The organism is Caulobacter sp. GW821-FHT10E02 (assembly GCF_059415225.1).
In genome coordinates this window covers 559,520-586,470 of the sequence record NZ_JBWKMV010000002.1, presented here as the reverse complement: position 1 = coordinate 586,470, position 26,951 = coordinate 559,520, and the positions used below count along the sequence as shown (strand labels likewise).

Below are 26,951 nucleotides of genomic sequence, written 5' to 3'. Positions count from 1 at the left end.
CCAACTTGGCCGGGCCATGTGTTCGTCCGCCGTCGTTTGTTCCCCCGGATCCGCGCATGTTCCTCAAGAGAGCCGTCCTCGCCCTGCAAGCCTTGCTGGCCGCGAGTTTCCTGGCCGGCGCAGCGCTGGCCGGGCCGGTGGTCAATTCCGGACATATCGAGTCCGAACTGGTGTCCCAGGAGACCGGCATCGCGCCCGGCGGCACGGTCTATGTGGCCCTGCGCCAGAAGATCATCCCCGAGTGGCACACCTATTGGCGCAATCCGGGCGATGCGGGCGAGGCGACCAAGATCACCTGGACCCTGCCGGCCGGCTGGAAGGCCGGCGACATGGTCTGGCCGACGCCCCAGGTCGCCAAGCTGGGCCCGCTGCTGGACTACGCCTACGAGGGCGAGGTGCTGATCCCCGTGCCGATCACGGCGGCGGCCGATGCTCAGGTCGGGACCACGATCAGCCTGTCCGCCGACGTCTTCTATCTCGTCTGCAAGGACGTCTGTGTGCCGGAGGAGGCCAAGCTCTCCCTGCTGCTGCCGGTCGTGGCCGCGCCGGCCGCCGACGCCAAGTGGGGCGCGGTTGTCGGCGACGTCCTGGCCAAGGCGCCCAAGCCGGCCGGGCTGAAGGCGGTGTTCAAGCTCGATGGCCAGACCCTGAAGCTGGCCGTCACCGGCGGCCCGCTGAAGGGCGCCGACATGGCCGGGGCCTATTTCTTCCCCTATTCGCCCAAGGCCATCGAGCACGCCGCCGACCAGGTGGTCGATCGCGGCCACGAGGGCCTGACCCTGTCGCTGAAGCCGGGCTACGATTTCGTCGGCGGCGGGACGCCTCCGACCGAGGTGGCCGGCGTGATCTCGACCAAGGCCGGGGCCTGGGAGGTCACCGCGACGCCGGGCGAGCCGCCGGCGACCGCCGCCGGCATGGGGCCGCCGCCGGCCGAGACCAAATCGGGCGAAGCCTCGGGCGGTCTGGTCGGCGCCCTGCTGTTCGCCTTCGTCGGCGGGCTGATCCTGAACCTGATGCCGTGCGTGTTCCCCGTGTTGTCGATGAAGGCCGCCAGCCTGGCCGGCCACGCCCACGACGCCGGCAAGACCCGCCTGCAGGGCCTGGTGTTCCTGCTGGGCGTCGTGGCGACCTTCCTGGCCCTGGCCGGTCTGCTGCTGGTCGTGCGGGCCGGTGGCGCGGCGGTGGGCTGGGGCTTCCAGTTGCAGTCGCCGCTGGTCATCGCGGGCCTGGGCCTGCTGATGCTGCTGGTCGCCCTGAACATGTCGGGCGTGTTCGAGATCGGGACCTCGGTGCAGAACGTCGGCTCGGGCGCCTCGTCCCAGGGCGGCGCGACCGGGGCCTTCTTCACCGGGGCTCTCGCCGTCGTCGTGGCCGCACCGTGCACCGCGCCGTTCATGGCCGGGGCCCTGGGCTATGCCCTGACCCAGCCGCCGGTCATCTCGCTGGCGGTGTTCCTGGCCCTGGCCCTGGGCTTCGCCGCCCCGTTCGTGGCCGTGGCCTTCATCCCGGGCCTGCTGAAGCTGCTGCCGCGTCCCGGCGCCTGGATGGACGTGCTGAAGAAGGGCCTGGCCTTCCCGATGTACGGCGCGGCCTTGTGGCTGGCCTGGGTGTTCGCCCAGCAGTCGGGCCCGATCGCCCTGGGCCAACTGTTGGCCGCCGGCGTGCTGGCCGCGTTCGGGGCCTGGCTCTACGGCGTGGCCCAGAACCGTCGCGCGGCGGGCAAGGGCGGGGTGGTCTCGACCGTGATCGCCCTGCTGGCGCTGGTTGGCGCCATCGCGCTGGGCGCCTCCGCCGCTTTGGCCGCCAAGCCGCCGACCGCCGCCGTCGCGGGTGAAGCCGCGCCGTCGGGCCCGGGTCTGGCCGCCGAGGCCTGGTCGCCGGAGAAGGTGAAAGAACTCCAAGCCGCCGGTCGTCCGATCCTGGTCGACTTCACCGCCGCCTGGTGCGTGACCTGCCAGGTCAATGAGAAGGTCGCGCTGTCGGGCGCGAAGGTCGCCGAGACCTTCAAGGCCAAGAACGCGGTCTATCTGAAGGCCGACTGGACCAATCGTGATCCGGCCATCGCCAAGGCCCTGGCCGAGTTCGACCGCGTCGGCGTGCCGCTGTACGTGGTCTATCCGAAGAGCGGCGGCGCGCCGGTCATCCTGCCTCAGCTGCTGACCGAGGGCCTGGTGATCGAGGCGATCGAGAAGGCGGGGGCCTAAGGCTCCCGCTACTTCTTCTTCTCGTTCCCGAACGGCAGCTTGTCCTTGACCTTGTCCAGCGGGGTCTTGGTCACGACCAGCGGCGGCGGGATCACCGGGGCGGCGGTCTTGACCGGATAGGCGCGCCAGCCGGTCTGGATCAGCGCGCCGAAGCCCTGGCACTTGGGCAGGTAGCGGACCATGCCGGTGCGCGGCTTGGCGAACGGCGCGGGCTGCACGAGGTCCTGGCGCTTGGGGTCGACGAAGCGCCAGTCGGTCGGCAGGCCGTAGCCCTTCTCGCCGCCCAGCCGCACGGCCTGATAGGCCAGGTTGGCCTGGAACGGCGTCACGCCGTATTTCAGCATCGCCCGCAGGAAGATCTGGTCGGCCTCTTCGCGCTTGCCCGGCTCGCCCAGAGTGTAGAGCCAGTCGTGGACGATGGCGGCGCGGGCGGTCGGGCCCTGCGGGTCGACGAAGCCCTGGCCGTACCAGGGCACGCTGGCGAAGTCGGTGACGTACCAGCGCGGCACCACGATCACCTTGCCCGTCTCGACGTCGCAATAGGGGAACTCGGCGTCCAGGGTGAACAGCTTGCGGCCGTCCTTGGTCTGGTTGAACAGCATGATCGGCTGCGGCGTCAGCGAGCTGGGAAGCACGGGCGCGACGACCGGCACGAAGACGGTGGTGTTCGTCTCGCTGGCGCAGGCGGCGAGGAGCAGGCCGGAGCCGATGACGGCGGCGAGGGTCTTGGTGCGGGACATCGAGCCGAGAGAGCAGGGGAGGACTGGGCGATCTTCTGAGCGCCGGAGCCCATTGGATCAAGCAAGAATGGCGGAGTTTCGACAGTCGTCAGGATAGATCCTGCGACCGTTTCGCAAACCGACGATCCGTGAGAAGGTCCCGGCGGGGGAGTTCTGGAGCTGGAGAACCGACATGTCGATCACACGCCGTCTCGTCGCCGCCGCCCTGCCGCTGGCCGCGCTCGTCCCGACCATCGCTCCCAGTATTGCTTGGGCCAAGCCCGCGCCCGACTTCACCGCCGTCGACGCCGACGGCAAGACCCGTTCGCTATCGGAGTTCCGCGGCAAGACGGTGGTGCTGGAGTGGGTCAACGAAGGCTGCCCCTATGTCCGCAAGCACTATTCGGGGAACATGCAGGGCCTGCAGCAGGCCGCTCGCGCCGATGGCGTGGTGTGGCTGACCATTGCTTCGTCCGCCCCCGGGAAGCAGGGCTATTTCGACGGGCCCGCCGCCAAGACCTGGATGGAGGCCAAGGGGGCCAAGCCGACGGCGCTGCTGCTGGACGGCGATAACAAGGTCGCCACGGCCTACAAGGCCAAGACCACGCCGCACATGTTCGTCATCGATAAGACCGGCGCCGTCGTCTACGAGGGCGCGATCGACGACATCCCGACGGCCAAGGTCGAGGACCTGGGCAAGGCCAAGAACCTGGTCGCCGCGGCGCTCGCCGATGTGAAGGCCGGCCGTAAGGTCGCCACGCCGTTCGCGACGCCCTACGGCTGCTCGGTGAAATACAAGGACGCTTAGGCCGCCGGTTGGGGCGGCGCGGTGATCACTTCGACATTGTCGTTCAGCAGATAGACCATGTCGCGCAGGGCCAGGTCCTGGGCCTTGATCGTCGTGGCCGCCGTGACCGCCGTGAGCTTCTCGGGCAGGTCCTGGCTGATGCCGCGCAGGATGCACTTGAGGTCGTCGACCGCGCCGCGCTCCTTCAGGGTCACGTGGCCCTTCATGTCCAGCGCTGACAGGTCGCCGATCTTGGCGGAGAAGGCGTCGAAGTTCTTCAGCTTGGTCGCCGCGGCCGCCGGGTCGGCCTTGGCCAGGCCCTGGCGGTAGGCTTCGGCCTCGGCCTTCAGCTGCTTGGCGCGCTTGACGATGTCCTGGAACAGGGGCTCGCCGGCGACCGATTGCGGCAGCACCGGCTGCTGGGCAACCGCCGGCGCGGGGCCAGCGGCCTGCCCCGGATTGAACGAAGCCATCCAAAGCATGGCGGAAAAGGCGACGGCGTCACAGGACATCTGGTACTCCCGCAAAAAACGTCATTGGTCTGCCATGACGTGGCGGCAGCCGTTTGATAAGCCCCGTTCCGTAAACAGCGATTTACCAAATTTCAGAGGACTGCTCATGGCCGATCTCGACGCCGCCTGGACCCGCCTGGAAACCGCCGCCAAGGCCGCGGGCGAACAGCGCATCGTCGACTTCTTCGCGGCCGAGCCGGAACGGCTGGAGCTGCTGACCCTGGACGTCGCCGGCCTGCATCTCGACCTGTCCAAGCAGGCCTGGGACGAGGCCGGCCTGGAAGCCGCCCTCGACCTGGCCCACGCGGCCGATGTCGAAGGCGCCCGCGCCCGGATGTTCGGCGGCGAGGCGATCAATTCGTCCGAGGGCCGCGCGGTGCTGCACACGGCGCTGCGCGCTGCGGCCGACGCCGATTTCAAGGTCGGTGGCCAGTCGGTCATGGCCGATGTCGAAGGCGTCCGCGTCCGGATGAAGGCCTTCGCCGAGGCCGTCCGGTCGGGCGCGATCAAGGGCGCGACCGGCAAGCCGTTCAAGGCGATCCTGCACATCGGCATCGGTGGTTCGGACCTGGGTCCGCGCCTGCTGTGGGATGCCCTGCGCCCGGTGAAGACCCAGATCGACCTGCGTTTCATCGCCAATGTCGACGGCGCCGAGTTCGCCCTGACGACGGCGGACATGGACCCGGAAGAGACCCTGGTCATCGTCGTCTCCAAGACCTTCACGACGCAGGAGACCCTGGCCAATGCCGGCGCCGCCCGCGCCTGGCTGGTCGAGGCCCTGGGCGAGGCCGGCGCGAACCAGCACCTGGCCGCCATCTCGACCGCGCTGGACAAGACCGCCGCGTTCGGCGTGCCCGACGACCGCGTGTTCGGCTTCTGGGACTGGGTCGGCGGCCGCTATTCGCTGTGGTCGTCGGTGAGCCTGTCGGTCGCCGTCGCGGCCGGCTGGGACGCTTTCCAGGGCTTCCTGGACGGCGGCGCGGCCATGGATGAGCACTTCCGCAGCGCGCCGCTGGTGAAGAACGCGCCGGTGCTGGTGGCCCTGGCCCAGATCTTCAACCGCAATGGCCTGGACCGTCGCGCCCGCTCGGTCGTTCCGTATTCGCACCGCCTGCGCCGCCTGGCGTCGTTCCTCCAGCAGCTGGAGATGGAGAGCAACGGCAAGTCGGTCGGTCCGAACGGTCAGCCGGCCCAGCGCGGCACGGCGACCGTGGTGTTCGGCGACGAGGGCACCAATGTCCAGCACGCCTATTTCCAGTGCATGCACCAGGGCACGGACATCACGCCCATGGAGCTGATCGGCGTCGCCAAGTCGGACGAAGGTCCGGCCGGCATGCACGAGAAGCTGCTGTCGAACCTGCTGGCCCAGGCCGAGGCCTTCATGGTCGGCCGCTCGACCGAGGACGTGGTCGCCGAGCTGCAAGGCAAGGGCGTCTCCGAAGCCGAGATCGCGACCCTGGCCCCGCAGCGGACCTTCGCCGGCAACCGGCCCTCGACCCTGGTGGTGCTGGAGCGCCTGACGCCCCAGACCTTCGGCGCCCTGATCGCGCTCTACGAGCACAAGACCTTCGTCGAAGGCGTGATCTGGGGGATCAACAGCTTCGACCAGTGGGGCGTCGAGCTGGGCAAGGTGATGGCCAACCGCATCCTGCCCGAACTGGAAAGCGGCGCGACGGGCCAGCATGACCCGTCGACCACGGCGCTGATCGAGCGGCTACGCAAGTAGCCGCCCGACCGGGCGCTTAGAACGTCTTCCGCACCCGGATCGACACGAAGGTCCGCGGGTTGATCGCGCGGTCCTCGACATAGGCCACGGCCCGCTCCGGCGCGCGGTTCGAGAAGACCGTGCGGCGGATGGTGTAGTCGTCCCAGATGTTCAGCTGGGTGCGGATCGCCAGGGTCGTGGTCGGCTTGTACTCGACGAAGGCCTCGTAATAGTTCGAGCCGCGCCAGACATTGGTCTGGTCGACGTCATAGGTGCCCTGGCCCAGCAGCGGCAGCCAGTTGATGCCCCACTGGGTCTTCCAGGTGACGATGTCCTGCTGGAAGCCGATATTGGCCTGGGTCGGACGCACCTGGGTGATCGGACGATCCTTGCCGGTCGTCGGATCCTTCACGTGGGTCTCGTTCCAGTCGTTCTTGAACGTGAACCGGCCGCCCTTGATGCCCAGCTTGTCGGTGGGGATCACGATGTTCAGAGACAGGCGGTCCAGCGTGCCGTCGCCGATATTGCCCGTCGCCGACAGGTTGTTGGGCAGCGGCAGGCGGTCGATCACGCCGATGATCTCGTCGTGGCGATAGGCGATCGAGACGATGCCCTGGCCCCAGAAGCGGCGCTCGTAGCTGATCTCGTTGATCCAGCGCTGCTCGGGCTTGAGGTCGACATTGCCGCCATAGACGGTCTGGTCCTCCAGGTCCGACGAGGCGGCGAAGTCCTCGAAGTCCAGCTGGCCCAGCTCGCGCTCGAAGCGGTAGCGGAACTGGTTGTCGGCCATCGGCGTCCACGTCGCCATGAACCGGGGCTTGGGGTAGAAGAAGCTCTTCTCGTTCTCGGCGTCGCCCGACTGCTTGATCGTCGACTTCTCCAGGCGCAGGCCGCCCTCGATCGTCAGCTTGGGGTTCACGCGCCAGGTGGCCTTGGTGAAGGCCTCGCCGCGCAGCTCCTCGACCTTGACCGAGGCGCTGGGCAGGGCCACGCCCACGCCGCCGACGCTGTAGGCCTGCTTCACGTCCAGCATGTTGTAGGCCACTTCGCCGCCCGCCTCGAGGGTCAGGGACTTGGAGAAGTCGTGGCGCACCAGGCCGCGCAGGATCGATTCCGAGCTGTCGCCGTCGGCGGTGAAGCGCTGCTGCGGGCTCTTGGTCCCGCTCAGGGTCTCGTCGCTGGTCGAGGCGTTGTCGAAGTTCTCGCCCGTGAACATGGCCCGCGTCTCGAGGTTCCATTTCGGCGCCAGCGGGCGGGTATAGGTCAGGCCCAGCTCGGTGGTGTGGCTCTCCTCGGCATAGTCGCTGCGGCGCAGGGCCGTGGGCGAGGTCAGCTGCTGCCACTGCTGCCAGTCGTTGACGCCGTAGCGCGCGGTGCCTTCCAGCTTGCCGCCCTTGAACGGGGTCGAGAAGTTGCCGCGGACGCCGCGCCCGCCGCCGTAGCCGTCGTTGATGAACTTCTCGTCGCGGATCAGCTTGCCGGTCCCGTCGTGGCGCACGTTGGTGCCCGGGCCGTTGCTGTCACTGCTGCCCATGCCGTCGCTGAGCGTGACGCTCCAGGTCTTGTCGCCGTTGGTGTTGTTGAACTGGTAGCTGCCGCCGTAGATGTCGTGGCCGCCGTCGAAGATCATGGCGTTCCAGGTCAGGATCGACTGCTTGCTGGCGCCCTTCTTCAGGATCACGTTCACGATCACCGAATAGCCCTGCATGTCGATGCCGGGGGCGCCGCCGCGGATCAGCTCGATGCGCTCGACCCGGTCGGCCGGGGTGCGGCCCATGACGTTCGAGCCGGTGTCGTTCTTCGACGCCGGGCGGTCGCCGTTGATCAGGATGTTGCCGACCGCGCCCTCGAAGCCGCGCGTGCCCGCGCCGTCGTTGATGATGAAGCCCGGCACGCGCTGGACCATGTCCAGGGCGGTGTTGGGACGTTGGGCCGCGAAGAACTCCGGCTGGAACACCAGCACCCCGCGCTGGCTGGAATCGTCCAGCGGCGCCTTGTCGGTCGGGCCGGTCGGAACCGGCGTCTGGGCGGCTTCCTGGCCGGCGGGCGCGGGGGCCGTGGTCGGCTTGTCCGCTTCGCCGGCGTGAGCCGCACTGGCGATGCAGAACATGGCCGCGGTGGCCATCAGCATGGTCTTGGTCATCAACGTTCCCCTCTGTGGGGGAAGCAGTGCCGGGCTAGGGTGTTCATCTCAAGTTACAAGACCGAAATGTGCATTACTTCTAGGTTATATTACAGGGCGTTCATGTTTCTATACCGAGCGCCCATGTGGATAAGTCTGGCCCCGATCCGGGTTTGACTTAAGAAAGCATTTACAGACCAAGGAAAGATCGCGTCTGAACAGTGGTTACTTGGCGCGCTTCCGCGCCTCGGTCGCCAGGCGGTCCAGCACCGGGGTGCGGCTGGGCGCCAGCAGGTCAGCCCGGCCCTCGGCGAAGATCCGCCGGTTCTCGGCGCAGGTCGCCCGCATGATCGCCAGCTCCTCGGCCGGGACCTTGCTGGCCAGCGCTTCAGTCTCGCGCTCGGCCTTGGCGGTGAGGCGCTCCAGGTCGTCGTAGAAGTCGAGCAACGAGCGGGTGCGGGAGGCGACGTGGCGCGGACGCTTGCGGCGCGGGGGCTTGGACTTGGGCATGGGGGGGGCTCCTGTCTCCTGTTGATCCTCCCCCGCGTTGCGGGGGAGGTGGCCCGAAGGGCCGGAGGGGGCGAACTGGGCATAGGCCGTGCTGGCCCCCTCAGTCGCTCCGCGACAACTCCCCCGTGACACGGGGGAGCATCTTCACGCGGCGCAGCCGCTGAAGGTGTGTGGGGAGGCGACGGAGCGGCCGGGCGAACCCGGAGACCGTGATGGTTTGTGTGTTTCGGCTCGGACGACCGCTCCGCCAGGCTGTTCTTGCCCGTGAGGATGGGAGGCGTGAGCGTATTTCAGCTCGGGTCCCCACTAGCCCCCGGACGGGCGCGGACCAAGTCGATCGGCTACATCCGTCTCGACCCCGACGATCCACGATAGGCGGCTTATACGATCACCGCCCTGTCGCTCCGCTCGCGGCCTTGATCCCGGAAGCTGCCCGTTCGCCAGCCGATCTGCCTGAAGAGTACAGATGCGACGGCCTTCGAGCCTCCAGGAACCGCCAGCGGCCCCGCTCAACCTACCCCCGCCGCCGTCTTGGGCCGGATCCAAACGCCCTCCCCCGCGACGGGGATGGCTATGAGTATGGGGGCGGTTCTGAGCGCGGATCATTCAGCGGTGCGTAAAATCGACAAGCGCTTGATTTTGTGAGGTTCGATCTTGCGAATGCCGAGGATACAGCGCCCCCAATCCCCTCTCTCTTAGAGAGAGGGAGGGGCCCAGCGAAGCTTGGGAGGGTGAGTGGTTACACCGCTAGCCGGCGTGCCGGCACGGACTCCGCAACAGCGCCAAGGTCGTCCACGGGCTTCGCCTACCCACTCACCCTCCCACGCCTACGGCGCGGGCCCCGCCCTCTCTCCATGAGAGAGGGGTTCCGTCAGGCGCCGCGCCCAACCCCAAAACCACCGTCATTCCCGCCCTTGTGGCGGGAACCCCTCTGTCCGCCGCAAGGGCAGCGGTGTGGCGGACCAGCCCGCCAAGTCGCCTCACGTGCCCACTGAACCAGGGGTTCCCGCCACAAGGGCGGGAATGACGGAAGAATAGGAAAGGGCGGAGCAAGTCCCCTACCGCCGCCCGACCTCCCCGAGGTCGGCGCGCCCCTTACATCTCTTGGAGGCTGCAGCGTGCAGGGCTGATCAGGTCAGTCAAGGACGACGCTCTGCGTCGCCGCGCGGCGGCCGCCCGGAGGGCGGTCCTTGAGTGACCTGATCAGCCCTGCGATCGTCTCGCCGTGAGATTTAAGGAGGGCGCTGCCCCGTGGAGGGTTACGGAGAGGTAGCCTCCACCAGATCGTTCACGTAAGCACCCAGTAACGCAAGGTTATCCGGATAGTTATCAAGGACATAGCGCACCAAAAACAGGGAATCGTCCTTCTTGTTGAAGGTCACCCTACTGTCCGAGATTTTTGCGCATACGGCATCGATCAGATTTGCAGCGTCCACAGTCGCGAGCCAGTTCGGATCGTGTATGTCTCCCTTCCAGTCGGAGGTAGAAAAGGGGCGCTCGCTTGCCGCCAAAGCGATTTCCGCCTCGACCACCTCGGCGCTCGTCGGGCTAGGCGAGGCCGAATCTTTACTATTGATGAGTTCGGCGATAGCGCCTGGGTCAATCAGGTAACATTCGAAGTGTCGTCGAGGCAGGAAGTGCAGAAGCCCTTTTGAGTTGCGCTGCATTTCCGCCATCTCCGCCTCCTTCAGCTTTTCGGTGTCAAAGCTGAAGGCGACCGCTACGACGAGTGTGGCTGCAGCGGCGCTGAGCCGTTGGTAGACCTCGTAGACGATCTCTCGATCGCGGCGGCGCGCGTTGAAGTCACCGGTTGCCACCACCGAGGTTATGATGGTTCCTTTGGGCATCGGGCCGCGTAGGCGTTGATATATATAGGGGAAGCACAGCTCTTCGGTTGGTCCTTCCACCCATATGACGCGGTCGGCAGCAAATACATCCGCCATGGATACGCCTAGGTGCTCTGCGATTTCTCGGAATTTTCCTACCTCTGCCAGATCAAGTTTTTCGATCGTCGACTCATAGCCGCTACGTTTCGCTAGATGCAGTGTTTTTGGATTGCTGAATCCTATGACTTCTGGCGCATGTGTGGAGATGATGTACTGGTGGTGATTGTATCGAGATTGTAGAATTCTGAGCAGGCTTTTAACTGCCGCAGGGTGAAGGAAGCTGTTAATTTCGTCGATTATAAAGACGGCCTGATCTAGAGTCATGATCGCAGTTAGCAGTGCGATGACCTGAGAGACGCCCGTTCCGCTAGAGTTCAAGGGGAAGCTAAGCTCTACTCTCGCCATGGCTTCTGTTGGCCAAACCCTAACCTCTAAAGCGTTGTTTTCCGGTTTAGTTCGAACGCTTAAGTTGCCGACCGTTGAGAATATTTCTCTAAGATGATCGACTAGGCGTGCGAATATATCCCCCCGCTCATTTGCTAAGCTGTGAAGTACATTGGGTAGGTTGGAGGCGTTTTGAGTTAGTCTATTAGCGTAGCCGGCTGGGGCCTCGCCAATTGTCATGCGTTCCGCCGCGAAATGGAACATGTCCCGATTCCATCCTTCCCAAACGAGATTGGGGAGGGTGTCGGCGCTGGTTGCTTGTGGGCTCGCGGGGCCAATTTCTCCGTTTGTAGCGGTGATCAGGGCGCAATAAGCCGTGCCGCCGGGTGGAATTGTAAAAAGTTGGTGCGAGGGGTGTTCGGATCTAAATGGGGTTGCTGGAGATCTTTGAACATTAAATATAATTGATTTAATTGAGAAGAAATCTTTATGAAATGTTTCGATATTGTTAGTGTTAATTATCGGTATGTAATGATTACTGTTTGATTGAAGCGCCCATCCTTCTAGTTCTTTTCCTGAAGTTTCGATTTCAAAGCTTACGAGAACTCCCGGTAGCCGATAGTTTTCCCATCTATCGGGGGTTCGGTGTCTATCATCGGGCAGGCTTGGTAGTAATGCTCTGAGGAAAGCGCTTTTCCCAGCATTGTTCTGGCCAATGATCAGATTGACGCCATCTGAAAAGGCGATGGTGCCGGAGTCTTTGAACGACTGAAAGCCTTGAACCCGTGCACTGATCAGACGCATCTGTCCCCCTGCTATCTACGACGAGAAGGCGCGCTTATGTCTCGCCGATTTAGCCTCGCATGCTAGGTGCGCTGATAGCTCGGCGCTACAATGTCGTGTATCTTAGGGGGCGGTCTTGGATTGAGTTCGGTGAAGGGTGAGCATGCTCTCTTCTCACCCCTTCCCCCCACGCCCCTCATCCGCTAAACCCCCACCCGCAATGACCCGCCTGCCGCACCATCACGGCTGCCACCACCATCCGACCTCGCCTCGCGGGATCGGCCGGGTCCGCGCGCTCTAAAGCCGAGCGACCCAGCCAGAGCCCCGCCTAGCGGATGGGGCTTGGCATAAGCGCCATCCGTCGAAGCCTTGAAGATCTAAGGACCGACGCCGATGACCGACGACACTTCCAACGACACGACCCAGGACTTCCGCCCCGAGGCGCGCGCCCCGCGCGGCTTCGCCGACAAGCGCGCCCGCGACCTGCGGGCCGAGCGGGCGATCCTGGAGGCGGTGTCGGCGGTCTATGAGCGCTACGGCTTCGAGGCGCTGGACACCGGGGCGTTCGAATATGCCGACGCGCTGGGCAAGTTCCTGCCCGACAGCGACCGGCCCAATGAGGGCGTGTTCGCGCTGCAGGACGATGACGACCAGTGGATGGCGCTGCGCTACGACCTGACCGCGCCGCTGGCCCGGTTCGCGGCGCAGAACTGGGAGACCCTGCCCAAGCCGTTCCGCCGCTACGCCTTCGGGCCGGTGTGGCGCAACGAGAAGCCGGGGCCGGGGCGCTTCCGCCAGTTCATCCAGTGCGACGCCGACACGGTGGGCTCGGCCCGTCCGGAGGCCGACGCCGAGATCATCGCCATGGCGGTCGAGGGGCTGGAGGCGGCCGGCCTGCCGCGCGGCGCAGCGGTGCTGAAGATCAACAATCGCAAGCTGCTGAACGGCCTGCTGACCTCGGCGGGCGCGGAGAGCGCCGGCCAGAAGCTGGCCGTGCTGCGCGCGGTCGACAAGCTGGACCGCCTCGGCGTTGATGGGGTCCGGCTGCTGCTGGGCGAAGGGCGCCTGGACGAGAGCGGCGACTTCACCAAGGGCGCGGGCCTGAAGGGCAAGGCGATCGACTCGGTGCTGGACTTCGTGTCGGCCGGAGCCGGTGGCCGCGCCGCGACGCTGGACAACATCGCCAAGGTGATCGGCGGCTCGGCCGAGGGCGACGAGGGCCTGCTGGAGCTGTCGCGGATCGACGCGGCGCTGACCAGCCTGGGCATCGCCGACGACCAGGCCTTCATCGATCCGTCGATCGTCCGGGGGCTGGAATACTATACCGGCGCGGTGTTCGAGGCCGAGCTGCTGCTGTCGACCACGGACGAGAAAGGGAACAAGGTCTCGTTCGGCTCGATCGGCGGCGGCGGGCGCTATGACGACCTGGTGGCGCGGTTCACCGGCACGGCGACGCCGGCCACCGGCTTCTCGTTCGGCGTCACGCGCCTGGCGGCGGCGCTGCGGGCGGCCGGGCGCGAGCCGGGCGGCGCGGCGCGCGGGCCGGTGGTGGTGATCACCTTCGACCAGGCGCACATGGGCGAGTACTTCTCCGTGGTCGGACAATTGCGCGCGGCGGGCATCCCGGCCGAGGTCTATCTGGGCACGTCGGGCATGAAGCCGCAGATGAAATATGCCGATCGCCGGGGCGCGCCGGCCGTCGTCATGCTGGGCGGGGACGAGATCGCCGCCGGCACGGTGACCATCAAGGACCTCGACGCCGGCCGCATGGCCGCCGAGGGCGTGACCGACAACGCCGCCTGGAAGGCCGAGCGGCCGGGCCAGCAGACCATCCCGCGCGACCAGCTGGTCGCGGCGGTCCAGAAGATCATCGGGGGCTAAGACGTGAGGCTCGAGCGTTCCATTCCGGCGGAGGCGCTCGACGCCATCCGCGCTCCCCTGCTGGCGGCCGATGCGGCCCTGACCGACGCGCCGGTGCTGCAGCCCTTGGGCCTGCTGCTGGACCTGACCGGCGAGGCCATGCGCTCGCGGCTGTTCGTCGTCTCCGGCGACGGCGGCGAGGAGGCCTGCTTGCGGCCCGACTTCACGGTCGCCGTGGCCCGGCAGCACTTCGAGAACGGCGCTCAGCCCGCGCGTCGCCGCTACGAGGGCAAGGCCTTCCGCGTGGCCCCGCGCGGCGCGGACCGGGCCGAGGAGTTCCTGCAGATCGGCGTCGAGGCCTTCGAGGCCGGCGACCCCGTCGCTGCCGACGCCGAGATCGCCGCCCTGGCCTGGGCCTCGGCCGCCGCCGGCGGGCGCTCTGACCTCAGCTTGATCCTCGGCGACGTCTCGCTGTTCGCCGCCTTCGTCGACAGCCTGGAGCTGGCGCCGCCCCTGGCCGCCCGGCTCAAGCGCGCCTTCGCCAAGCCGCGCCAGCTGAAGGCCGAGCTGGACGGTGAGGCCGCCGCGCCCACCGCCGAGCAATCGCGCATCGCGTCGCTGCTGGCCGGCCTGCCCGAAACAGAAGCCGCGCAGGTGCTGCAGGAGCTGTGGTCCCTGGCCGGCATCGAGCCCGTCGGCGGCCGCCGCCCGGCCGAGATCGCCCACCGCCTGGTCGAACGCGCCGAGGCCGCCAAGGCCGGCCGTCTGGACCCGGAACAGGCCGACAAGGTCCGCGCCTTCCTCGCCGTCTCCGATCGTCCGGACGCGGCGCTGGACGCCATCGCCGCCCTCGCGGGTCCGAACGATGCGAGCCTGAAAGCCGCCATCGCCGGCTGGCGTTCGCGCCTCGAAGGCATGGCCGCACGCGGCGTGCCGCTGGAGCGCGCCACCCTCGCCGCCGCCTTCGGCCGGGCCTTCGGCTACTACGACGGCTACCTGTTCGAGGTGCACTCGGCAGCCCTGGGCGCCGAGCGCCCCGTCGCCGCCGGCGGCCGCTACGACGGACTCCCGGCCAAGCTGGGCGTCTCCACCAACACCGGCGCGGTGGGCTGCATGGTCCGTCCGGCGCGCGCCTATGCGGGAGGCGGCGAATGAGCGGCCCCATGATCTTTGCGATCCCTTCCAAGGGCCGCCTGAAGGACCAGGTCGAGGCCTGGCTGGCCGACTGCGGCTTCAAGCTGGAGATGACCGGTGGCGCGCGCGGCTATTCGGCCGAGCTGGCCGGTCTGCCCGGGGTCTCGGTGCGGCTGCTGTCGGCGGGCGACATCGCGGCCGGCCTCGACAGCGGCGACCTGCACCTCGGCGTCACTGGCGAGGACCTGCTGCGCGAGCGCGGCGACGACATGGACAGCCGGGTCATGCTGCTGCGGGCCCTGGGCTTCGGCCGCGCCGACCTGGTGGTGACCGCGCCCAAGAACTGGCTGGACGTGGACACCATGGCCGATGTCGACGAGGTCGGGCACCTGCACCTGGCCAAGACCGGCCGCCGCCTGCGGGTGGCGACCAAGTACGTCACCCAGACCCGCGCCTTCTTCGCCCGCCACGGCGTCGCCGACTACCGGATCGTCGAGAGCAGCGGCGCCACCGAGGGGGCCCCGGCCGCCGGCGCCGCCGAGCTGGTCGTCGACATCACCACCACCGGCGCGACCCTGGCCGCCAACGGCCTGAAGATCCTGTCGGACGGCGTGATCCTGAAGAGCCAGGCGCAACTGACGGCCTCGCTGATCGCGGCCTGGTCGCCGGAGCAACTGGAGAGCCTCAAGCGCCTGCTGGCGGTCGTCGAGGCCAAGGGCCGGGCCGGCAAGCTGGCCACGCTCGTCTGGCCGGCCGAGCAGGACGTCGCCGGGCAGGCGGCCGTCGCCGATTTCGTCGCCAAAGGCGGCTCGCGCCGGGCCAACGGCGCCTTGCTGGCCACCGGTGACCTGTTCGACGCCGCCGCCGCCCTCGCCGCCGCCGGGGTCGAGCCCGTCACCGTGTCGCGTCCGGACTATGTGTTCGAGTCGCGCTCGGCCGTTCTGGACCGCTTCGCTGACGTACTCAAAAGTCAGTTTTGACGTAACTGTCAAATCTGAGCATCGATTCACGAGGTAAAATCGACTTTTCGGTCCAAACAACGTCGGTCGCGTCAAAATTTCGGCCAAACCTTTGCGAAAAAGGGATTTGCCGCGTTGACACCGTCATGAATTTGACGTTTCTAGACGATGCAAGGACGAAACGAGCCCATAGAGAGCTCCCGTTCTTCGGCGTTTCGGGGAGGAAACGCCCGCCTAGATCGAATGATCGAGAAAATAGCCAGCCCGTCGCGATTATCCCCCGCGGCGGGTTTGGTGTATCTGGGCTACAGCTCAGTTTTTTGACGATTGAGTCAAAATAGGTTCCGTGGCTTGAGAGCGCTTCCAATGCTCCGGCGCGCGGCGCCGGCCAAGTGCTCGCCAAACCCATTCATCCGTTCTTTCCGCCCTGACCGACGTGGTCGGGTTGCGAGCGAGACAGGCGCCCGCGGCTAAGACACCCGATCGATCCCGCGAAGCCTTCTGTCGCGCAACGGACAGGCGGGGGATCGACGCTTGCGACCGACCCCTCCGGGTGCGAAGGGTCAGCGCCTTTCGCCCACTGTAGTGTGAGGGAAGATGTACTCGATTTTTGCTGGCGACGTGCTCATTGGCCGTTCGGCGCTCGAGACGGGTGACCCGCCGATGGGCGTGGCCAGCGGAGCGTGCCTGCCCATGTCCGCTTTCTTCGACCTGCGCGCGAAGGGCGTTCCAGCGCTCGACGGCGCGGGCCAACCGATCGCCGACATGCTGATCTGGACGGGATTATCCGCGCGGACTCCGGCCGGCGCGGAACTTGAGTGCCAAGGGGGCGTGTCCATCACGGGCTACTGCCCGGCGTCCTCGCCGTGGGAACTGGAAGTGTCCTGCCTTGGAATTCCCTACCCGCTCTACGAAGAAGCTTTTCCGGAGCACGTGAAGGCCTATCGGAGCGCGTTCTCCTAGATCCGGTGGGATGAGGCCGCGCCAGCCTCAATCACACGCCGCGCAAGCCGCGCCGCTATGCCGGTGACGCCAGTTGGCCAGGTGCGCGCCGGCCAGCAGCAGGCCGCCGACCACCGTCAGCACGCGCTCATAGGCCGGGGCCGGGAAGCCCAGCGCGCCAGCGATCATCAGGCCAAGGCCGACAAGCGCCGCCGCCGTCATCGGCCAGGAGCGCGGCCGCAGCCGGGGCAGGTCGACGAACGACAGCACCGCCACCGGCGCGGCGATCAGCACGAACGCCACGTGCACCCACTCGGCCTGCGCCCAGAACCCCAGCACCGGCAACAGCAGGGCCAGCGCCGGCAAGGCCAGGCAGTGGACCAGGCACAAAGCGGACAGCCCGACGGCGGACGCGTCGAGGGCCTTGGCGAGGGCGGGGGTCATCAAAGCGCTCCTACTGTACGCGTCCGGGGCGCTTGGAGACGCGGCGTCCGAGGGCGCCGATCCCGGTCCTGCCTGATCGGTCCTCTATCTAGTAGTGATATAATATAACACAAGAGGGCGCGGCGACGTGCGTTGCGCTTGGTCGCGGCGGGCGTTTCGACATTATCGATTGACAGAAAGTTTTTTAGGATCGAATTTGCCGCCATGGAGGATGCCATGGCCACGGTTCTGCATCTGAAGCCGCTCTACCGCGCTCCGCCCGCGCCGCCGCCCGAGAGCGTGGCCCAGCGCCGCGTGCGCCTGGGCAGCCGTGCGGCCGTGTGGCTGTTCACCGGCCTCTTCGCCCTGGCGGCGGCCGTGCTCGTGGCGGCGATCGTGACCATGCTGTTCTACAAGGGCGAGCTGGTCCGGATCGGGCCCGACAACTGCTATATCGGCGAAGGCCCGCCCAACTCGGTGGCGTTCGGTTCGCTGCCGCTGGTCCATCGCCTCGTCTATGTCGGCGTGGGCGTCGTGCGGGCCACGCCGATCCTGATGATCTTCTGGAGCCTTCGGGCCCTGTTCGGCGGCTACGCCCGGGGCGAGGTGTTCTCCGGCGAGGCCGCCCGCCGCTTCGGCCGGGTCGGGGCCTGGCTGTGCGCCTACGCCGTCTCGCCATTCCTCTGCCACCTGGCCTTGTCGGCCACCGGCTACGAGATCGACAAGAACTGGGCCCACATGGCCAGCCTGCAGGCCTTCATCCTGGGGCTGCTGGTCTTCGTGGTCGGCCAGGTCATGCAGGTCGGCCGCGAGATCGAACAGGACCGGGAGGCCTTCGTCTGATGCCGATCGTCCTGCGCCTCGACGTGATGCTGGCCAAGCGCAAGGTGCGCTCCAACGTGCTGGCCCGCGCCATCGGCATCACAGACGCCAACCTGTCCCTGCTCAAGTCCGGCAAGGTGAAGGGGGTCAAGCTCGAGACCCTGGAAGCCATCTGCGGTTTCCTCGAGTGCCAGCCGGGCGACATCCTCGAATACCAGCCCGAGCAGCCGCCCGACATCGTGGGCCAGAGCGGCCAACGCGCCGGCTGACGGCGCCCTTTTCACGGAGACACGCCATGAGACTTTCAACGCCCGTCCGGGCGATCGCGGCCGGCTGCCTGCTGTTCTGGGCGGGGTTCGCGCCCAATTCTTCTGGCGCCCAGACCTTCGCCGAGGCCGAGGGCGGCAAGATCGCCTACGAGACCTGCGGATCCGGCGACAAGGCCATCGTGCTGCTGCATGACGGCATCCTCCATTCGGCCGCCTATGACGATGTCTGGCCGCTGCTGTGCCAGCGGTTCAAGGTCGTGCGCTACGATCGGCGCGGCTATGGCGCGACGCCGGCGGCCACGACGCCGTTCGCCTCGGTCGACGACCTGGCGGCGGTGATGAAGGCGGCGGGGATCGCGCACGCCACCCTGGTCGGCTCCTCGGCCGGCGGCGGCATCGCGGTGGACTTCGCTTTGGCCCATCCGGAGGCCGTCGACGGCCTGGTTCTGGCCGGCCCATGGATCAGCGGCTTCAAGCCCTCGGCTGGCTTCATCGCCCGGGGGCTCAAGCTGGCCGTCCTGATCAAGGCCGGCAATATCGAGGGCGCGGTCAAGGACCCCTACATCCTGACCAAGTCCGCCGACGCCGAGCGGGCCAAGGTCGTGGCCCTGCTGAAGGCCAACCCGCAGAACCTGAACAACCCCAGCGGCAAGGTCGAACGCGCCGGACCCGATGCCCGGCCGCATCTTGCCGAGATCCGTGTCCCGACCCTGGTGCTGGTCGGCGAGGTCGACATCAAGGACGTCTTCGACCAGGCCCAGGCGGTGGCCGCCGCCACGCCCGGCGCCAAGCTGGAGACCGTCCCGGCGACCGGACACTTCATGTACCTGGAAAAGCCGCAGGATTTCGCCGAGCGGGTGGAGCGTTTCGTGGAGCAGCAGGGCGCCCGCGATCGGATGGGGCGGGGGTCCGACTAAGGCGGTTGGCGGACCCGCCGTGCGTCCTTCGAGGCCCGCTGCGCGAGCGCCTCAGGATGAGGAATTCAGAGAGTCCCTCATCCTGAGGTGCGCGCCTGAGCGCGCCTCGAAGGACGCAGTGCGCTCACTCCGCCTTCAGCGTCACCAGCAACCCGTCCAGCTGACCGAACTGCTCGGGCATGGCGTCCTCCATGCCGACGAAGGACTCATCGAGGGCTTCCTTGGTCGGGTAGAGCTCGCTCAAGGTCAGCAGGGTCTTGCCGTCGTCCTCGTCCTCGAAGGTGACGGTGGTGACGGCGCCCTGTTCCTCGCCGGCTTCGTCATTGGTCCAGACAAGGCGCTCGCCCGGAACGACCTCCAGGTACTTGCCGAAGAAGCTCATGGTGTTGGCCGCGTCGCGCTGGAACGTGATGCGATAACCGCCGCCGGTGCGGACATCCATCTCGCAGCCGACCATCGGCACGCCGCTGGACTTCGGGGCCCACCACAGCTGGAAAAGCTCGGCCTTGGTCCAGGCGTCGTAGACCAGCCGGACCGGGCCGTCGAAGACCCGGGTCGCCACCAGTTCGCGGTCGGATTTGCGCTCGACCGTCGTGCGGCCGTCGCTCACGCGTTCACCCATCTCTCTGTTCCTTCCGTTTCAAGGCCGCGATGACCTCGTCCAGCGCGTCGAAGCGCGCGCTCCAGATCCTGTGGCGTTCCTCGATCCAGGCGATCTCGTCCTCGAGACCGCGCTGGCCGAGCCGGCAGGTCCGCACGCGGCCGACCTTTTCCGTGGTGACCAGGCCCGCCCGCTCCAGCACGCCGACATGCTTCTTCATGCCCGTCAGGGTCATGTGGAAGGTCTCGGCCAGCTCGGTGATCGAGGCTTCCGACCGGCCAAGCTGCTCCAGCACGCCGCGTCGGGTGGCGTCCGACAGCGCGGCGAAGGAGGCGTCGAGGCGTTTTGTCGAATGCTGAACCATTGGGTTCAGTATTGGCATGCGGATCGACCGCCCGCAAGGGGGCGCCCATTGCTCCCCACCGGCAAACCCGCCACCTTGCGCGCGTCGCTTACAGGAGACCCGCCATGACCATCGAGAACGAGGACCAGCTGGAGAAGCTGCGCACCGTCGGCAACCTGGTGGCGCGGACCCTGGCGGCGATGGGCGAGGCGCTGGAGCCGGGCATGACCACCCGCGAACTGGACAACCTGGGCCGCGCTCTGCTGGAGAAGGAAGGCGCGCGCTCGGCGCCGGAGCTCACCTACAACTTCCCGGGCGCGACCTGCATCTCGGTGGGGCCGGACTGCGCCCACGGCATCCCGAACGACACGGTGGTGAAGGCCGGCGACCTGATCAATATCGACGTCTCGGCCGAGCTGGACGGCTATTACGGCGACACGGGGGCCAGTTTCGCGGTGCCGCCGGTGACCAAGCGCGTGGAGCGCCTGTGCCGCGACGGCCGGCGGGCGATGTGGGCCGGCATCCGCTCGGTCAAGCCGGGCGGGCGGCTGAACGAGGTCGGCCGCTCGATCGAGAGCTTCGCCCAGAAGAACGGCTACAGCCTGGTGCGCAACCTCGCCAGCCACGGGGTCGGGCGCTCGCTGCACGACGACCCGCGCGAGATTCCGACCTGGTACGAGCCGCGCGACCGCCGAACCATCCCCGAGGGCCTGGTCTTCACGATCGAGCCCTTCCTGTCGCTGGGCGCGGACTGGGTCGAGGAGCTGGACGACGGCTGGACCCTGCGCCCGCCGCAGCGCCAGGCCACGGTGCAGTACGAGCACACCCTGGTGGCGACGCGGAACGGGCCGCTGGTCCTGACGCTGGTCTAGGTCAGCCCTCTTCCACCACCGAGGTCAGGGTGCGGCCCTGGCGGGCTTCGAAGCGTTCGTGGGCCAGGTCGATCATCGCCTTCAGGGCGCTGAGGAAATAGGTCTGGTCGTTCATCAGCACGCGGCGTTCCTGCTGCGGGCCGCGCCAGGCGTCGATCAGGCCGGGCTCGTCGATCAGGGCCGTCAGGCGGGCGAAGTAGTCGTCGGCGTCCTTGGCGCGGTGCTCGGGCGGGACCATCGAGGCCACGTCGCCGTCGTGGGTGGTCAGCACCACGGCGTTGGCCGTCAGGGCGAACATGGCGCTGTTGCCGCCGCCCTGGCGGAACGGGTTGGCGAACACGTCGACCGTGGTCATCAGCCGGGCCAGCTCCATGTCGTGGACCAGGTAGCGGAACTGGTCGCCGAGGATCGCCCGGCAGGCGTCGAGCAGATGGTCGGGCAGGCCGCCGACCACCAGCCAGATGGCCTTGGGGTGGTTGCGCAGGACCAGCTCCATGCCGGTGACGAAGGCCTCGTCCAGATCGACGGTCAGGCGGTTGCCGACCGTGGTGATGACGAAGGCGTCTTGCGGCAGATGGACCTCGGCGCGGGTGCGCGGGGCGGGCGGACCCTGGTCGTTGAACGGCCCCGACAGGCTCTGGACGTAGTTGCGGGTGTAGGTGGGCGGCGCGCCGCGGCGCTTCCAGATCGGCGCGATATACTCGGGCTCGTGGAAGTACCAGAAGACGTCGGCGTACTGGGGCGGGGGTTCGTCGCCGCAGGTGAACATCACCGTCGGGCCCAGGCGGCTGGCGATGGTGATGTGCGGGGCCATGATCGGCTCGCACCAGAAGTGATAGGTGCACGGGCCCTTGCGGATGGCGTCGACCAGATAGTCGGGGGTCTTGACCGTCGAGATCAGCCGGACGCCCCGCTCGGCCGGGAGGTCGCCCAGACGCTCGTCGATATAGGCCTGCATCGTGTCGGAGAGCGGCGCCTCGTTGCCGTAGTGCACGTCGATGCGCTCGATCGTCGGGTCCATGGCCAGGGTGGCGACATAGTCGATCGCGCCGCGCGAGGGCGAGTGGAAGGGCCCCATCAGGTCGCCGGCGAAGATGACATGGGCCCGCTGGGCGGCGCTCAAGGGCACGTCGCGCGGCGGGAGGGTCAGGGAGTCGGCGCCGTGCAGGTGCAGGCGGCGGGCCAGGGCCGCGACGCGTCCGGCGTCGACGTCGCCGATGTGCGGGCCGCGCCACCACGAGATCGAGCCGAGATCCGAGATCACCTGCACGACGAAGTCGCCGGGGTATTTCCCGCTTTCCAGCAGGGTCAGCACCCGGTCGACGAAGGTGTAGTCATTGACGCCGTCCAGGGCGTCCTCGCCCAGTATGACGTCCCAGCGTCCGGCGATGATGACGAGCGACGAGACGTACCGTTCCTGGGCGCCTTCGAGCAGGAAATCGACGAGGGCCATCAGGGCAGGTCCTTGTTCTGGGCCATCGCGGTGAGGACGGCGTGCAGGCGTGCGACACGGTCTTCCGTCGGGGAGAAGACGCGGTCGGGGGAGGTCAGGTCGTAGAAGGGGCTGACGCGGGCGCAGATCGCGTGATCCTCGTCGAAGATCTGGCGATTGACCCGGGCGCTGGAGTCGAGGAACGCCTCGACGGCGGCCTCGTAGCCGGGCTTCACCCGGCCGGCCAATTGGCGGCTGCAGAAGTGGGCGCGGTTCGGCGTCGCCGACGGCAGGAAGGTCTGCAGCGAATAGGAATAGCCGAAGGTCGAGGAGACCATGGCGAACGGGAAGACGTAGATCGTCCAGTAGCCCGGATAGGCCCCGTCGACCTCGAAGAACCGGCTCATCGTCTTCAGGCCGCGCAGGGTGCGGCTGTCGGTGATGTGGGCGGTGTAGGTGGTGTTGGCGCCGTCGAAGACGGTGGCGTCATCCTGCAGGCCCAGCGGCGCCAGGGTCTGCGGATGGATCGGATTGACGTGGTCGCTCTCCAGGGCGTTCTCGACGGCGACCCGCCAGTCGGACTGGAACTCGAAGGCGTTGAAGTCCCGGCGGCCGGCGATCCGGGCCGAGGCCTGCGCCAGCGGCGCGAAGGCGCCGGCCAGCTGGGCCTCCAGGCTCTGGGCCGGCGCGATCCCGACGAAGAGAAAGTCGCCGCACCAGGCGGTCTGGAAGCGGCGCAGGCCGACCTTGTCCAGGGCGCCGGGCGGCCAGGTCTTGGCCAGCGGCACGCGCACCTGGCCGCCACGATAGCTCCAGCCGTGATAGGGGCAGATGGCGCGGCGGGCGCCGTGGTCCTCGACGAACAGGCGCGCGCCGCGATGCGGGCAGACATTGTCGAAGGCGATGACCTCGCCCTCGTCATTGTGCAGCACGAGGTCGCCCAGGGCCCAGTCCAGGCGCAGGAAGGCGCCCGGCTCGGCCAGCTCGCTACGATGGGCGACGAGGTGCCAGAAGGTGGTCAGCAGGGTGGGGCTCAAAGCCGCCTCGCCGGCGCCGCGTAGAGGGTCACCCCGTCCCCGGCGCCGCGCACCACGACCGCGCCGGCCCCGACCATGCAGTCCGAACCGATCTTGAGGCGCGGCAGGACCCGCGAGCCCGAGCCGAAGAAGCTGCGGTCGCCGACGGTGACGCCGCCGGTCAGATCGACATAGCCGCTGAGGGTGACGAAATTGCCGACGGCGACATCGTGGCCCAGGCTGGAATAGGCGTTGAGGGTCAAGAGGTCGCCGGCCTTGCTGTCGGCCGAGACGTCCGTGAACGGACCGACCACGGCGCCGTGGCCCAGCCTGGCCGAGGCCGAGACCCAGGCGCGGGGGTGGATCAGCGTGGCGAAGGCCTCGGGACCGCCCAGCCGTCCGGCCAGGGCGACCTTGCCCTTCGGATCGCCGACGGCCATCACCAGCTTCTGGTTGGGCGCGAGCGCATAGGCGTTGGTGTCGCCCAGCTGGGGCAGATCACGGCCAAACGGGGCCATCGGCTGGTCGCCGTCGTCCAGATAGCCGACGAAGCGGTCGCCGCCCGTCAGACCCGGCGCGAACCAGTCATGGATCTCGCGGGCGAAGGCCCCGCCGCCGACCAGCACATAGTCCGTCATGACCCGTTCCCTCAGCTGGCCAGATAGCCGCCGTCGACGGCCCACACCGCGCCGGTCACCCAGCGGGCGCCGGGCGACAGCAGGAACACGGCCGCCTGGGCGACGTCGTCGGGTTGGCCAAAGCCCAGCGGGTGCTGGGCCTGGTAGGCGTCCATGCCGGCGTCGGAGAGGCCCCTCGCCAGGCGCGCGTGCATCTCGGTCTCGACCCCGCCGGCGGCGATGGCGTTGACGCGGATTTCCTTGGGGGCCAGCTCGCAGGCCAGCGAGCGGGTCAGGCCCTCGATCGCGGCCTTGGCGGCGGAATAGGCCATCATGCCGGCGCGACCGCGCTGGGCCGAGGCCGAGGACATCAGCACGATCGACGCGCCGGGCTTCATCACATTGGCCTTGCCGGCCGCGCGGCCCAGGCCCAGCGCGCCATGCACCGCCGCGCCGAACACGCCGTCGATCTGCTTGGACTTGGTCAGGCGGGCCGGCAGGATCAGCTCGCTGCCCGCCGAGTGGAAGGCGCCGTCCAGGCCGCCAGCTTCCGTGGCGACGGCGCTGATGCGGTCGGCTACGGCGTCGGCCTCATTGAGCTCGGCGGCGAAGGCGGTGTGGCCCTCGCCCTCCAGGCTCTCGATGGTGGCGGCCAGGCGCGCCTCGTCGCGGCCGGTGGCGATCACCCGGCCGCCGCATCGGGCGATCAGGGTGGCGGCAGCGCGGCCCAGGCCCGAGGAGGCGCCGGTGACCAGGATCGTCCGGCCTTCGAGAGCGGTCGGCGAGAAGGTCATGCGCGGATCACTTCGGCGCAGGCCAGGGGCCCGAGTTCGGCCAGCACCGCGCCCCAGGAGAGGCCGACGCCGAAGCCGACCAGCATCAGCTTTTGCGAGCCCGTGGTCAGGCGCTGGGCCATGTCGTCGGCCAGCAGCAGCGGGATGGTCGCCGAGCTGGTGTTGCCATAGCGCTCGATATTGATCGGCAGACGCTCGGTGTCGGTGGCCCCGATCTTCTTGCCGATGTGGCGCAGCATGAAGCGGTTGGCCTGGTGCAGCAGATAGGCGTCGACCGTGTCGCCGGCCACGCCCGCATCGGCCAGGGTGTCGGCCACCAGCTTGGGCACTTCGCGCAGGGTGAAGGTGAAGACCTCGCCGCCGTCCATGTGCAGGCGGGTCGGATCCAGGGTGAAGGCGCGGTCGGGATCGATGGGACGGAAGCCGCCCTGCGGCACCATCAGCGCGCCGGCGCCGGCCCCGTCGGTGCCCATGCGGAAGCGCATGGTCGGGGCGGAGGGGTCATGCTCGATCGCCGAGGCCGAGCCGGCGTCGCCGAACAGCACGGCCGTGCCGCGATCGGTGGGATCGACCAAGCGACTGCTGGTCTCGCCGGCCAGCAGCAGCACGCGCTTGCAGCCCGACTGGATCAGGCTGCCCGCCAGCCACATCCCGTAGACATAGCCCGAGCAGCCCAGATTGACGTCGAAGGCCTGGCAGTCGGTGGCCAGCTTCAGCCGGCCGTGCAGCAGGCAGGCGCTGGCCGGCAGCGGATGGTCGGGGGTCTGGGTGACGAAGATCAGGGCGTCGACGCTGTCGGGCTCCCACCCCAGCGTCTCCAGCAGCCGCTCGGCGGCCGCGGCGCAGAGGTCGGCGCTGGTCTGGTCGGGCGCGGCCCAGTGGCGGGTCTCGACCCCGACCATCTTGACGACGTCGGCGACGGCTTGGTCGCCCAGGGTCTCGGCTATGACCGCGTTGGGCACGGGTTCGCCGGGCACGGCGCAGACCACGCCGCGCAGGGCGACGCCGGACAGGGCGTAGCCGCCCCGACGGCGGCCTTCAACGGGCGCGGCTTGTGCCGTGGACGTCATGATCAGGCCGCCTTGGCCTGCGGGATCAGGGCGGCGATGTCGCTGACCGTCACGCAGTTGGCCAGGGCCGCGCCGTCCAGCAGCTCGCCGCAGATCTCGTCGACCAGGGCGATGGTCGAGACGATGGCCAGCGAGTCCCAGTTGTGGTTGGCCAGGACGGTGTCGGCGTTCACTTCGGCGGTGTCGATCTCGAAGATCTCGGCCAGGCCGGCGTACAGGTTCTGCATCACGATACTCCTAGAGAAGGGCCTGGGCGGCGGCCCAGGAATAGCCGACGCCGAAGCCGACCAGCAGGACGCGGCGCGGACGCCCGTCCCTGACCAGCGGCTCCAGCGCCATGGGAATGGTGGAGGAAACGGTGTTGCCCCAGTCGCGCAGGGCTACCACGAACTTGTCCTCGGGCACGGCCAGCTTGCGGCGCAGGCGGTCGAGGATGAAGGCGCTGGCCTGGTGCAGGACCACGGCGTCGTAGTCGTCCAGCTTGGCGCCGGCGCGGGTCAGCAGCTGCTCGATCGCCGCCGGGACCGCGCCCAGGGTGAAGGTCATGATCGCCGCGCCGTTCATGAACAGATGATCGGCCGAGCGCAGGTTGCCCGAGGCGTCCTCGGTGACGACGGCGGTCTCTTCGGAGCGCGGTTGGCGGAAGCCGCCGGCCGGGACGATCAGGTTCTCGGCCCCCGCGCCGTCCGTGCCGAACACGAACGGGCCGAGCGCCGGGGCGTCGGTCTCGACGGCCTCGATCAGAGTGGCGGCCGCGCCGTCGCCGAACAGGCTGCGCACGCCGCGGTCCATCGGGTGGATCAGCTTGGAATAGGTGTCGGCCGTCAGCAGCAGCACGCGCCGCGCCTGGCCGCTGGCGATCAGGGCCTGGGCCATGGAGAGGCCATAGACGAAGCCCGAGCAGCCGAGGTTGAAATCCAGCGCGCCGATGTCGGTGCGCAGGCCCAGGCGTTGTTGGAGAATGCAGGCCGAGGTCGGCAGGATGTGGTCGGGCGCCTGGGTGCAGAACAGCAGGTAGTCGATGTCGGCCGGCGCCACGCGGCCTTGCGCGAACAGCGCCTTGGCGGCCGCTTCGGCGAGATCGACGGCGGTCTCGCCCGGCGCGGCGATGCGGCGGGTCTGGATCCCGGTCTTGTCCAGGATCTTGTCGGCCGGCCAGCTGGGATAGATTGCGGCGAGGTCGTCGTTGCTCAGCACCTGCTCGGGCAGGTGGCTCGCGATCGCGACGATTTTACCGCTCGTGCCCACGGGACGCAGACGCTCCTCAA

At 68.0% G+C, this 26,951-nt stretch carries 26 protein-coding genes; 11 read left to right on the top strand and 15 right to left on the bottom strand.

All coding sequences use genetic code 11. The annotated features are described in order from the left end of the window. The first annotated feature begins 56 nt into the window (after positions 1 to 56). Positions 57 to 2,204, top strand: a complete 2,148-nt coding sequence (locus tag AC07NI_RS12505) for a protein-disulfide reductase DsbD family protein (protein ID WP_494619314.1) — start codon at positions 57 to 59, stop codon at positions 2,202 to 2,204. 8 nt (positions 2,205 to 2,212) lie between these two features. Here AC07NI_RS12505 and AC07NI_RS12500 read toward each other — a convergent pair whose 3' ends face one another. Next, the gene (locus AC07NI_RS12500; protein WP_494619312.1) at positions 2,213 to 2,944 is read right to left on the bottom strand and encodes a DUF1353 domain-containing protein; all 732 of its coding nucleotides are present in this window, start codon (positions 2,942 to 2,944) and stop codon (positions 2,213 to 2,215) included. A gap of 172 nt (positions 2,945 to 3,116) precedes the next feature. Here AC07NI_RS12500 and AC07NI_RS12495 point away from each other — a divergent pair, with 172 nt between their 5' ends. Then, positions 3,117 to 3,731: a thioredoxin family protein gene (locus AC07NI_RS12495; RefSeq protein ID WP_494619309.1), complete on the top strand. Its 615-nt coding sequence runs from the start codon at positions 3,117 to 3,119 to the stop codon at positions 3,729 to 3,731. Here AC07NI_RS12495 and AC07NI_RS12490 read toward each other — a convergent pair. After that, on the bottom strand, positions 3,728 to 4,222 hold the full coding sequence (locus AC07NI_RS12490; RefSeq protein WP_494619304.1) for a hypothetical protein: 495 nt from the start codon (positions 4,220 to 4,222) through the stop codon (positions 3,728 to 3,730). The genes AC07NI_RS12495 and AC07NI_RS12490 overlap by 4 nt on opposite strands. 106 nt (positions 4,223 to 4,328) lie before the next feature. On the opposite strand from AC07NI_RS12490, the gene pgi reads away from it, so the two are divergent. After that, the gene (pgi, locus tag AC07NI_RS12485; protein ID WP_494619302.1) at positions 4,329 to 5,948 is read left to right on the top strand and encodes a glucose-6-phosphate isomerase; all 1,620 of its coding nucleotides are present in this window, start codon (positions 4,329 to 4,331) and stop codon (positions 5,946 to 5,948) included. A gap of 16 nt (positions 5,949 to 5,964) precedes the next feature. Here the strand turns inward: pgi and AC07NI_RS12480 are convergent, their stop codons facing one another. The 3 genes from AC07NI_RS12480 to AC07NI_RS12470 form a co-directional block, all read right to left on the bottom strand. After that, positions 5,965 to 8,070: a TonB-dependent receptor plug domain-containing protein gene (locus AC07NI_RS12480; protein WP_494619298.1), complete on the bottom strand. Its 2,106-nt coding sequence runs from the start codon at positions 8,068 to 8,070 to the stop codon at positions 5,965 to 5,967. 204 nt (positions 8,071 to 8,274) lie between these two features. After that, positions 8,275 to 8,559, bottom strand: coding sequence for a hypothetical protein (locus AC07NI_RS12475; RefSeq protein WP_494619294.1), 285 nt, complete (start codon positions 8,557 to 8,559; stop codon positions 8,275 to 8,277). 1,259 nt (positions 8,560 to 9,818) lie between these two features. Continuing rightward, positions 9,819 to 11,633, bottom strand: a complete 1,815-nt coding sequence (locus tag AC07NI_RS12470) for an ATP-dependent nuclease (protein WP_494619289.1) — start codon at positions 11,631 to 11,633, stop codon at positions 9,819 to 9,821. Positions 11,634 to 12,005: 372 nt separating this feature from the next. Between AC07NI_RS12470 and hisS the strand changes: the two genes are divergently transcribed. The 4 genes from hisS (at position 12,006) to AC07NI_RS12450 (ending at position 16,528) form a co-directional block, all read left to right on the top strand. Beyond that, positions 12,006 to 13,493 carry a histidine--tRNA ligase gene (hisS, locus tag AC07NI_RS12465; protein WP_494619286.1) on the top strand — a complete coding sequence of 496 codons (1,488 nt, stop codon included), beginning with the start codon at positions 12,006 to 12,008 and terminating at the stop codon, positions 13,491 to 13,493. Between the two features lie 3 nt (positions 13,494 to 13,496). Continuing rightward, positions 13,497 to 14,627 (top strand): ATP phosphoribosyltransferase regulatory subunit, encoded by a 1,131-nt coding sequence (locus AC07NI_RS12460; RefSeq protein ID WP_494619282.1) that lies wholly within the window; start codon positions 13,497 to 13,499, stop codon positions 14,625 to 14,627. After that, positions 14,624 to 15,586, top strand: a complete 963-nt coding sequence (hisG, locus tag AC07NI_RS12455) for an ATP phosphoribosyltransferase (protein WP_494619279.1) — start codon at positions 14,624 to 14,626, stop codon at positions 15,584 to 15,586. Before AC07NI_RS12460 ends, hisG begins: the two co-directional genes overlap by 4 nt. 576 nt (positions 15,587 to 16,162) lie before the next feature. Next, complete coding sequence (locus AC07NI_RS12450) at positions 16,163 to 16,528, top strand: hypothetical protein (RefSeq protein ID WP_494619277.1); 366 nt, start codon at positions 16,163 to 16,165, stop codon at positions 16,526 to 16,528. Positions 16,529 to 16,555: 27 nt separating this feature from the next. On the opposite strand, the gene AC07NI_RS12445 is transcribed toward AC07NI_RS12450, so the two are convergent. Continuing rightward, complete coding sequence (locus AC07NI_RS12445) at positions 16,556 to 16,951, bottom strand: MerC domain-containing protein (protein ID WP_494619275.1); 396 nt, start codon at positions 16,949 to 16,951, stop codon at positions 16,556 to 16,558. Positions 16,952 to 17,167: 216 nt separating this feature from the next. On the opposite strand from AC07NI_RS12445, the gene AC07NI_RS12440 reads away from it, so the two are divergent. The 3 genes from AC07NI_RS12440 to AC07NI_RS12430 are packed head-to-tail and all read left to right on the top strand — an operon-like array spanning position 17,168 to position 18,938. Next, entirely contained in the window at positions 17,168 to 17,773 is a 606-nt protein-coding gene (locus tag AC07NI_RS12440; RefSeq protein ID WP_494619272.1) for a DUF2975 domain-containing protein, read from the top strand. Next, positions 17,773 to 18,021 carry a helix-turn-helix domain-containing protein gene (locus tag AC07NI_RS12435; protein ID WP_494619268.1) on the top strand — a complete coding sequence of 83 codons (249 nt, stop codon included), beginning with the start codon at positions 17,773 to 17,775 and terminating at the stop codon, positions 18,019 to 18,021. Before AC07NI_RS12440 ends, AC07NI_RS12435 begins: the two co-directional genes overlap by 1 nt. A 26-nt stretch (positions 18,022 to 18,047) precedes the next feature. Continuing rightward, positions 18,048 to 18,938, top strand: coding sequence for an alpha/beta fold hydrolase (locus AC07NI_RS12430; protein ID WP_494619266.1), 891 nt, complete (start codon positions 18,048 to 18,050; stop codon positions 18,936 to 18,938). 124 nt (positions 18,939 to 19,062) lie between these two features. Here the strand turns inward: AC07NI_RS12430 and AC07NI_RS12425 are convergent, their stop codons facing one another. Further along, a complete protein-coding gene (locus AC07NI_RS12425; protein WP_494619264.1) occupies positions 19,063 to 19,560 on the bottom strand; it encodes an SRPBCC domain-containing protein in 498 nt (165 codons plus the stop codon). Beyond that, positions 19,553 to 19,903, bottom strand: a complete 351-nt coding sequence (locus AC07NI_RS12420) for an ArsR/SmtB family transcription factor (RefSeq protein WP_494619262.1) — start codon at positions 19,901 to 19,903, stop codon at positions 19,553 to 19,555. The genes AC07NI_RS12425 and AC07NI_RS12420 overlap by 8 nt, the downstream gene beginning before the upstream one ends. 104 nt (positions 19,904 to 20,007) lie before the next feature. Here AC07NI_RS12420 and map point away from each other — a divergent pair, with 104 nt between their 5' ends. Next, the gene (gene map, locus AC07NI_RS12415; protein ID WP_494619259.1) at positions 20,008 to 20,754 is read left to right on the top strand and encodes a type I methionyl aminopeptidase; all 747 of its coding nucleotides are present in this window, start codon (positions 20,008 to 20,010) and stop codon (positions 20,752 to 20,754) included. Between the two features lies 1 nt (position 20,755). Here map and AC07NI_RS12410 read toward each other — a convergent pair whose 3' ends face one another. The 7 genes from AC07NI_RS12410 to AC07NI_RS12380 are packed head-to-tail and all read right to left on the bottom strand — an operon-like array spanning position 20,756 to position 26,931. Then, positions 20,756 to 22,207: a glycosyltransferase family protein gene (locus tag AC07NI_RS12410; RefSeq protein WP_494619254.1), complete on the bottom strand. Its 1,452-nt coding sequence runs from the start codon at positions 22,205 to 22,207 to the stop codon at positions 20,756 to 20,758. Then, positions 22,207 to 23,223, bottom strand: a complete 1,017-nt coding sequence (locus AC07NI_RS12405; RefSeq protein ID WP_494619252.1) for an aromatic ring-hydroxylating oxygenase subunit alpha — start codon at positions 23,221 to 23,223, stop codon at positions 22,207 to 22,209. Before AC07NI_RS12405 ends, AC07NI_RS12410 begins: the two co-directional genes overlap by 1 nt. Further along, the gene (locus AC07NI_RS12400) at positions 23,220 to 23,840 is read right to left on the bottom strand and encodes an LbetaH domain-containing protein (protein WP_494619248.1); all 621 of its coding nucleotides are present in this window, start codon (positions 23,838 to 23,840) and stop codon (positions 23,220 to 23,222) included. Before AC07NI_RS12400 ends, AC07NI_RS12405 begins: the two co-directional genes overlap by 4 nt. Positions 23,841 to 23,851: 11 nt before the next feature. Further along, entirely contained in the window at positions 23,852 to 24,613 is a 762-nt protein-coding gene (locus AC07NI_RS12395; protein WP_494619246.1) for an SDR family NAD(P)-dependent oxidoreductase, read from the bottom strand. Next, positions 24,610 to 25,683, bottom strand: a complete 1,074-nt coding sequence (locus AC07NI_RS12390) for a 3-oxoacyl-ACP synthase III family protein (protein ID WP_494619244.1) — start codon at positions 25,681 to 25,683, stop codon at positions 24,610 to 24,612. Before AC07NI_RS12390 ends, AC07NI_RS12395 begins: the two co-directional genes overlap by 4 nt. Before the next feature lie 2 nt (positions 25,684 to 25,685). Continuing rightward, positions 25,686 to 25,910: a phosphopantetheine-binding protein gene (locus AC07NI_RS12385; RefSeq protein ID WP_494619242.1), complete on the bottom strand. Its 225-nt coding sequence runs from the start codon at positions 25,908 to 25,910 to the stop codon at positions 25,686 to 25,688. 10 nt (positions 25,911 to 25,920) lie between these two features. After that, on the bottom strand, positions 25,921 to 26,931 hold the full coding sequence (locus tag AC07NI_RS12380) for a ketoacyl-ACP synthase III (RefSeq protein WP_494619239.1): 1,011 nt from the start codon (positions 26,929 to 26,931) through the stop codon (positions 25,921 to 25,923). Positions 26,932 to 26,951: the final 20 nt, after the last annotated feature.

Bases quoted from the DNA above. Each gene is read 5' to 3' on its own strand.
- AC07NI_RS12430 (WP_494619266.1), top strand. From the start codon at position 18,048: ATGAGACTTTCAACGCCCGTCCGGGCGATCGCGGCCGGCTGCCTGCTG.
- AC07NI_RS12480 (WP_494619298.1), bottom strand. From the start codon at position 8,070: ATGACCAAGACCATGCTGATGGCCACCGCGGCCATGTTCTGCATCGCC.
- AC07NI_RS12490 (WP_494619304.1), bottom strand. From the start codon at position 4,222: ATGTCCTGTGACGCCGTCGCCTTTTCCGCCATGCTTTGGATGGCTTCG.
- AC07NI_RS12495 (WP_494619309.1), top strand. From the start codon at position 3,117: ATGTCGATCACACGCCGTCTCGTCGCCGCCGCCCTGCCGCTGGCCGCG.
- AC07NI_RS12500 (WP_494619312.1), bottom strand. From the start codon at position 2,944: ATGTCCCGCACCAAGACCCTCGCCGCCGTCATCGGCTCCGGCCTGCTC.
- AC07NI_RS12400 (WP_494619248.1), bottom strand. From the start codon at position 23,840: ATGACGGACTATGTGCTGGTCGGCGGCGGGGCCTTCGCCCGCGAGATC.
- hisS (WP_494619286.1), top strand. From the start codon at position 12,006: ATGACCGACGACACTTCCAACGACACGACCCAGGACTTCCGCCCCGAG.
- AC07NI_RS12390 (WP_494619244.1), bottom strand. From the start codon at position 25,683: ATGACGTCCACGGCACAAGCCGCGCCCGTTGAAGGCCGCCGTCGGGGC.
- AC07NI_RS12420 (WP_494619262.1), bottom strand. From the start codon at position 19,903: ATGGTTCAGCATTCGACAAAACGCCTCGACGCCTCCTTCGCCGCGCTG.
- AC07NI_RS12505 (WP_494619314.1), top strand. From the start codon at position 57: ATGTTCCTCAAGAGAGCCGTCCTCGCCCTGCAAGCCTTGCTGGCCGCG.
- AC07NI_RS12395 (WP_494619246.1), bottom strand. From the start codon at position 24,613: ATGACCTTCTCGCCGACCGCTCTCGAAGGCCGGACGATCCTGGTCACC.
- map (WP_494619259.1), top strand. From the start codon at position 20,008: ATGACCATCGAGAACGAGGACCAGCTGGAGAAGCTGCGCACCGTCGGC.
- AC07NI_RS12450 (WP_494619277.1), top strand. From the start codon at position 16,163: ATGTACTCGATTTTTGCTGGCGACGTGCTCATTGGCCGTTCGGCGCTC.
- AC07NI_RS12425 (WP_494619264.1), bottom strand. From the start codon at position 19,560: ATGGGTGAACGCGTGAGCGACGGCCGCACGACGGTCGAGCGCAAATCC.
- AC07NI_RS12445 (WP_494619275.1), bottom strand. From the start codon at position 16,951: ATGACCCCCGCCCTCGCCAAGGCCCTCGACGCGTCCGCCGTCGGGCTG.
- pgi (WP_494619302.1), top strand. From the start codon at position 4,329: ATGGCCGATCTCGACGCCGCCTGGACCCGCCTGGAAACCGCCGCCAAG.
- AC07NI_RS12475 (WP_494619294.1), bottom strand. From the start codon at position 8,559: ATGCCCAAGTCCAAGCCCCCGCGCCGCAAGCGTCCGCGCCACGTCGCC.
- AC07NI_RS12385 (WP_494619242.1), bottom strand. From the start codon at position 25,910: ATGCAGAACCTGTACGCCGGCCTGGCCGAGATCTTCGAGATCGACACC.
- AC07NI_RS12440 (WP_494619272.1), top strand. From the start codon at position 17,168: ATGGCCACGGTTCTGCATCTGAAGCCGCTCTACCGCGCTCCGCCCGCG.
- AC07NI_RS12470 (WP_494619289.1), bottom strand. From the start codon at position 11,633: ATGCGTCTGATCAGTGCACGGGTTCAAGGCTTTCAGTCGTTCAAAGAC.
- AC07NI_RS12435 (WP_494619268.1), top strand. From the start codon at position 17,773: ATGCCGATCGTCCTGCGCCTCGACGTGATGCTGGCCAAGCGCAAGGTG.
- AC07NI_RS12410 (WP_494619254.1), bottom strand. From the start codon at position 22,207: ATGGCCCTCGTCGATTTCCTGCTCGAAGGCGCCCAGGAACGGTACGTC.
- hisG (WP_494619279.1), top strand. From the start codon at position 14,624: ATGAGCGGCCCCATGATCTTTGCGATCCCTTCCAAGGGCCGCCTGAAG.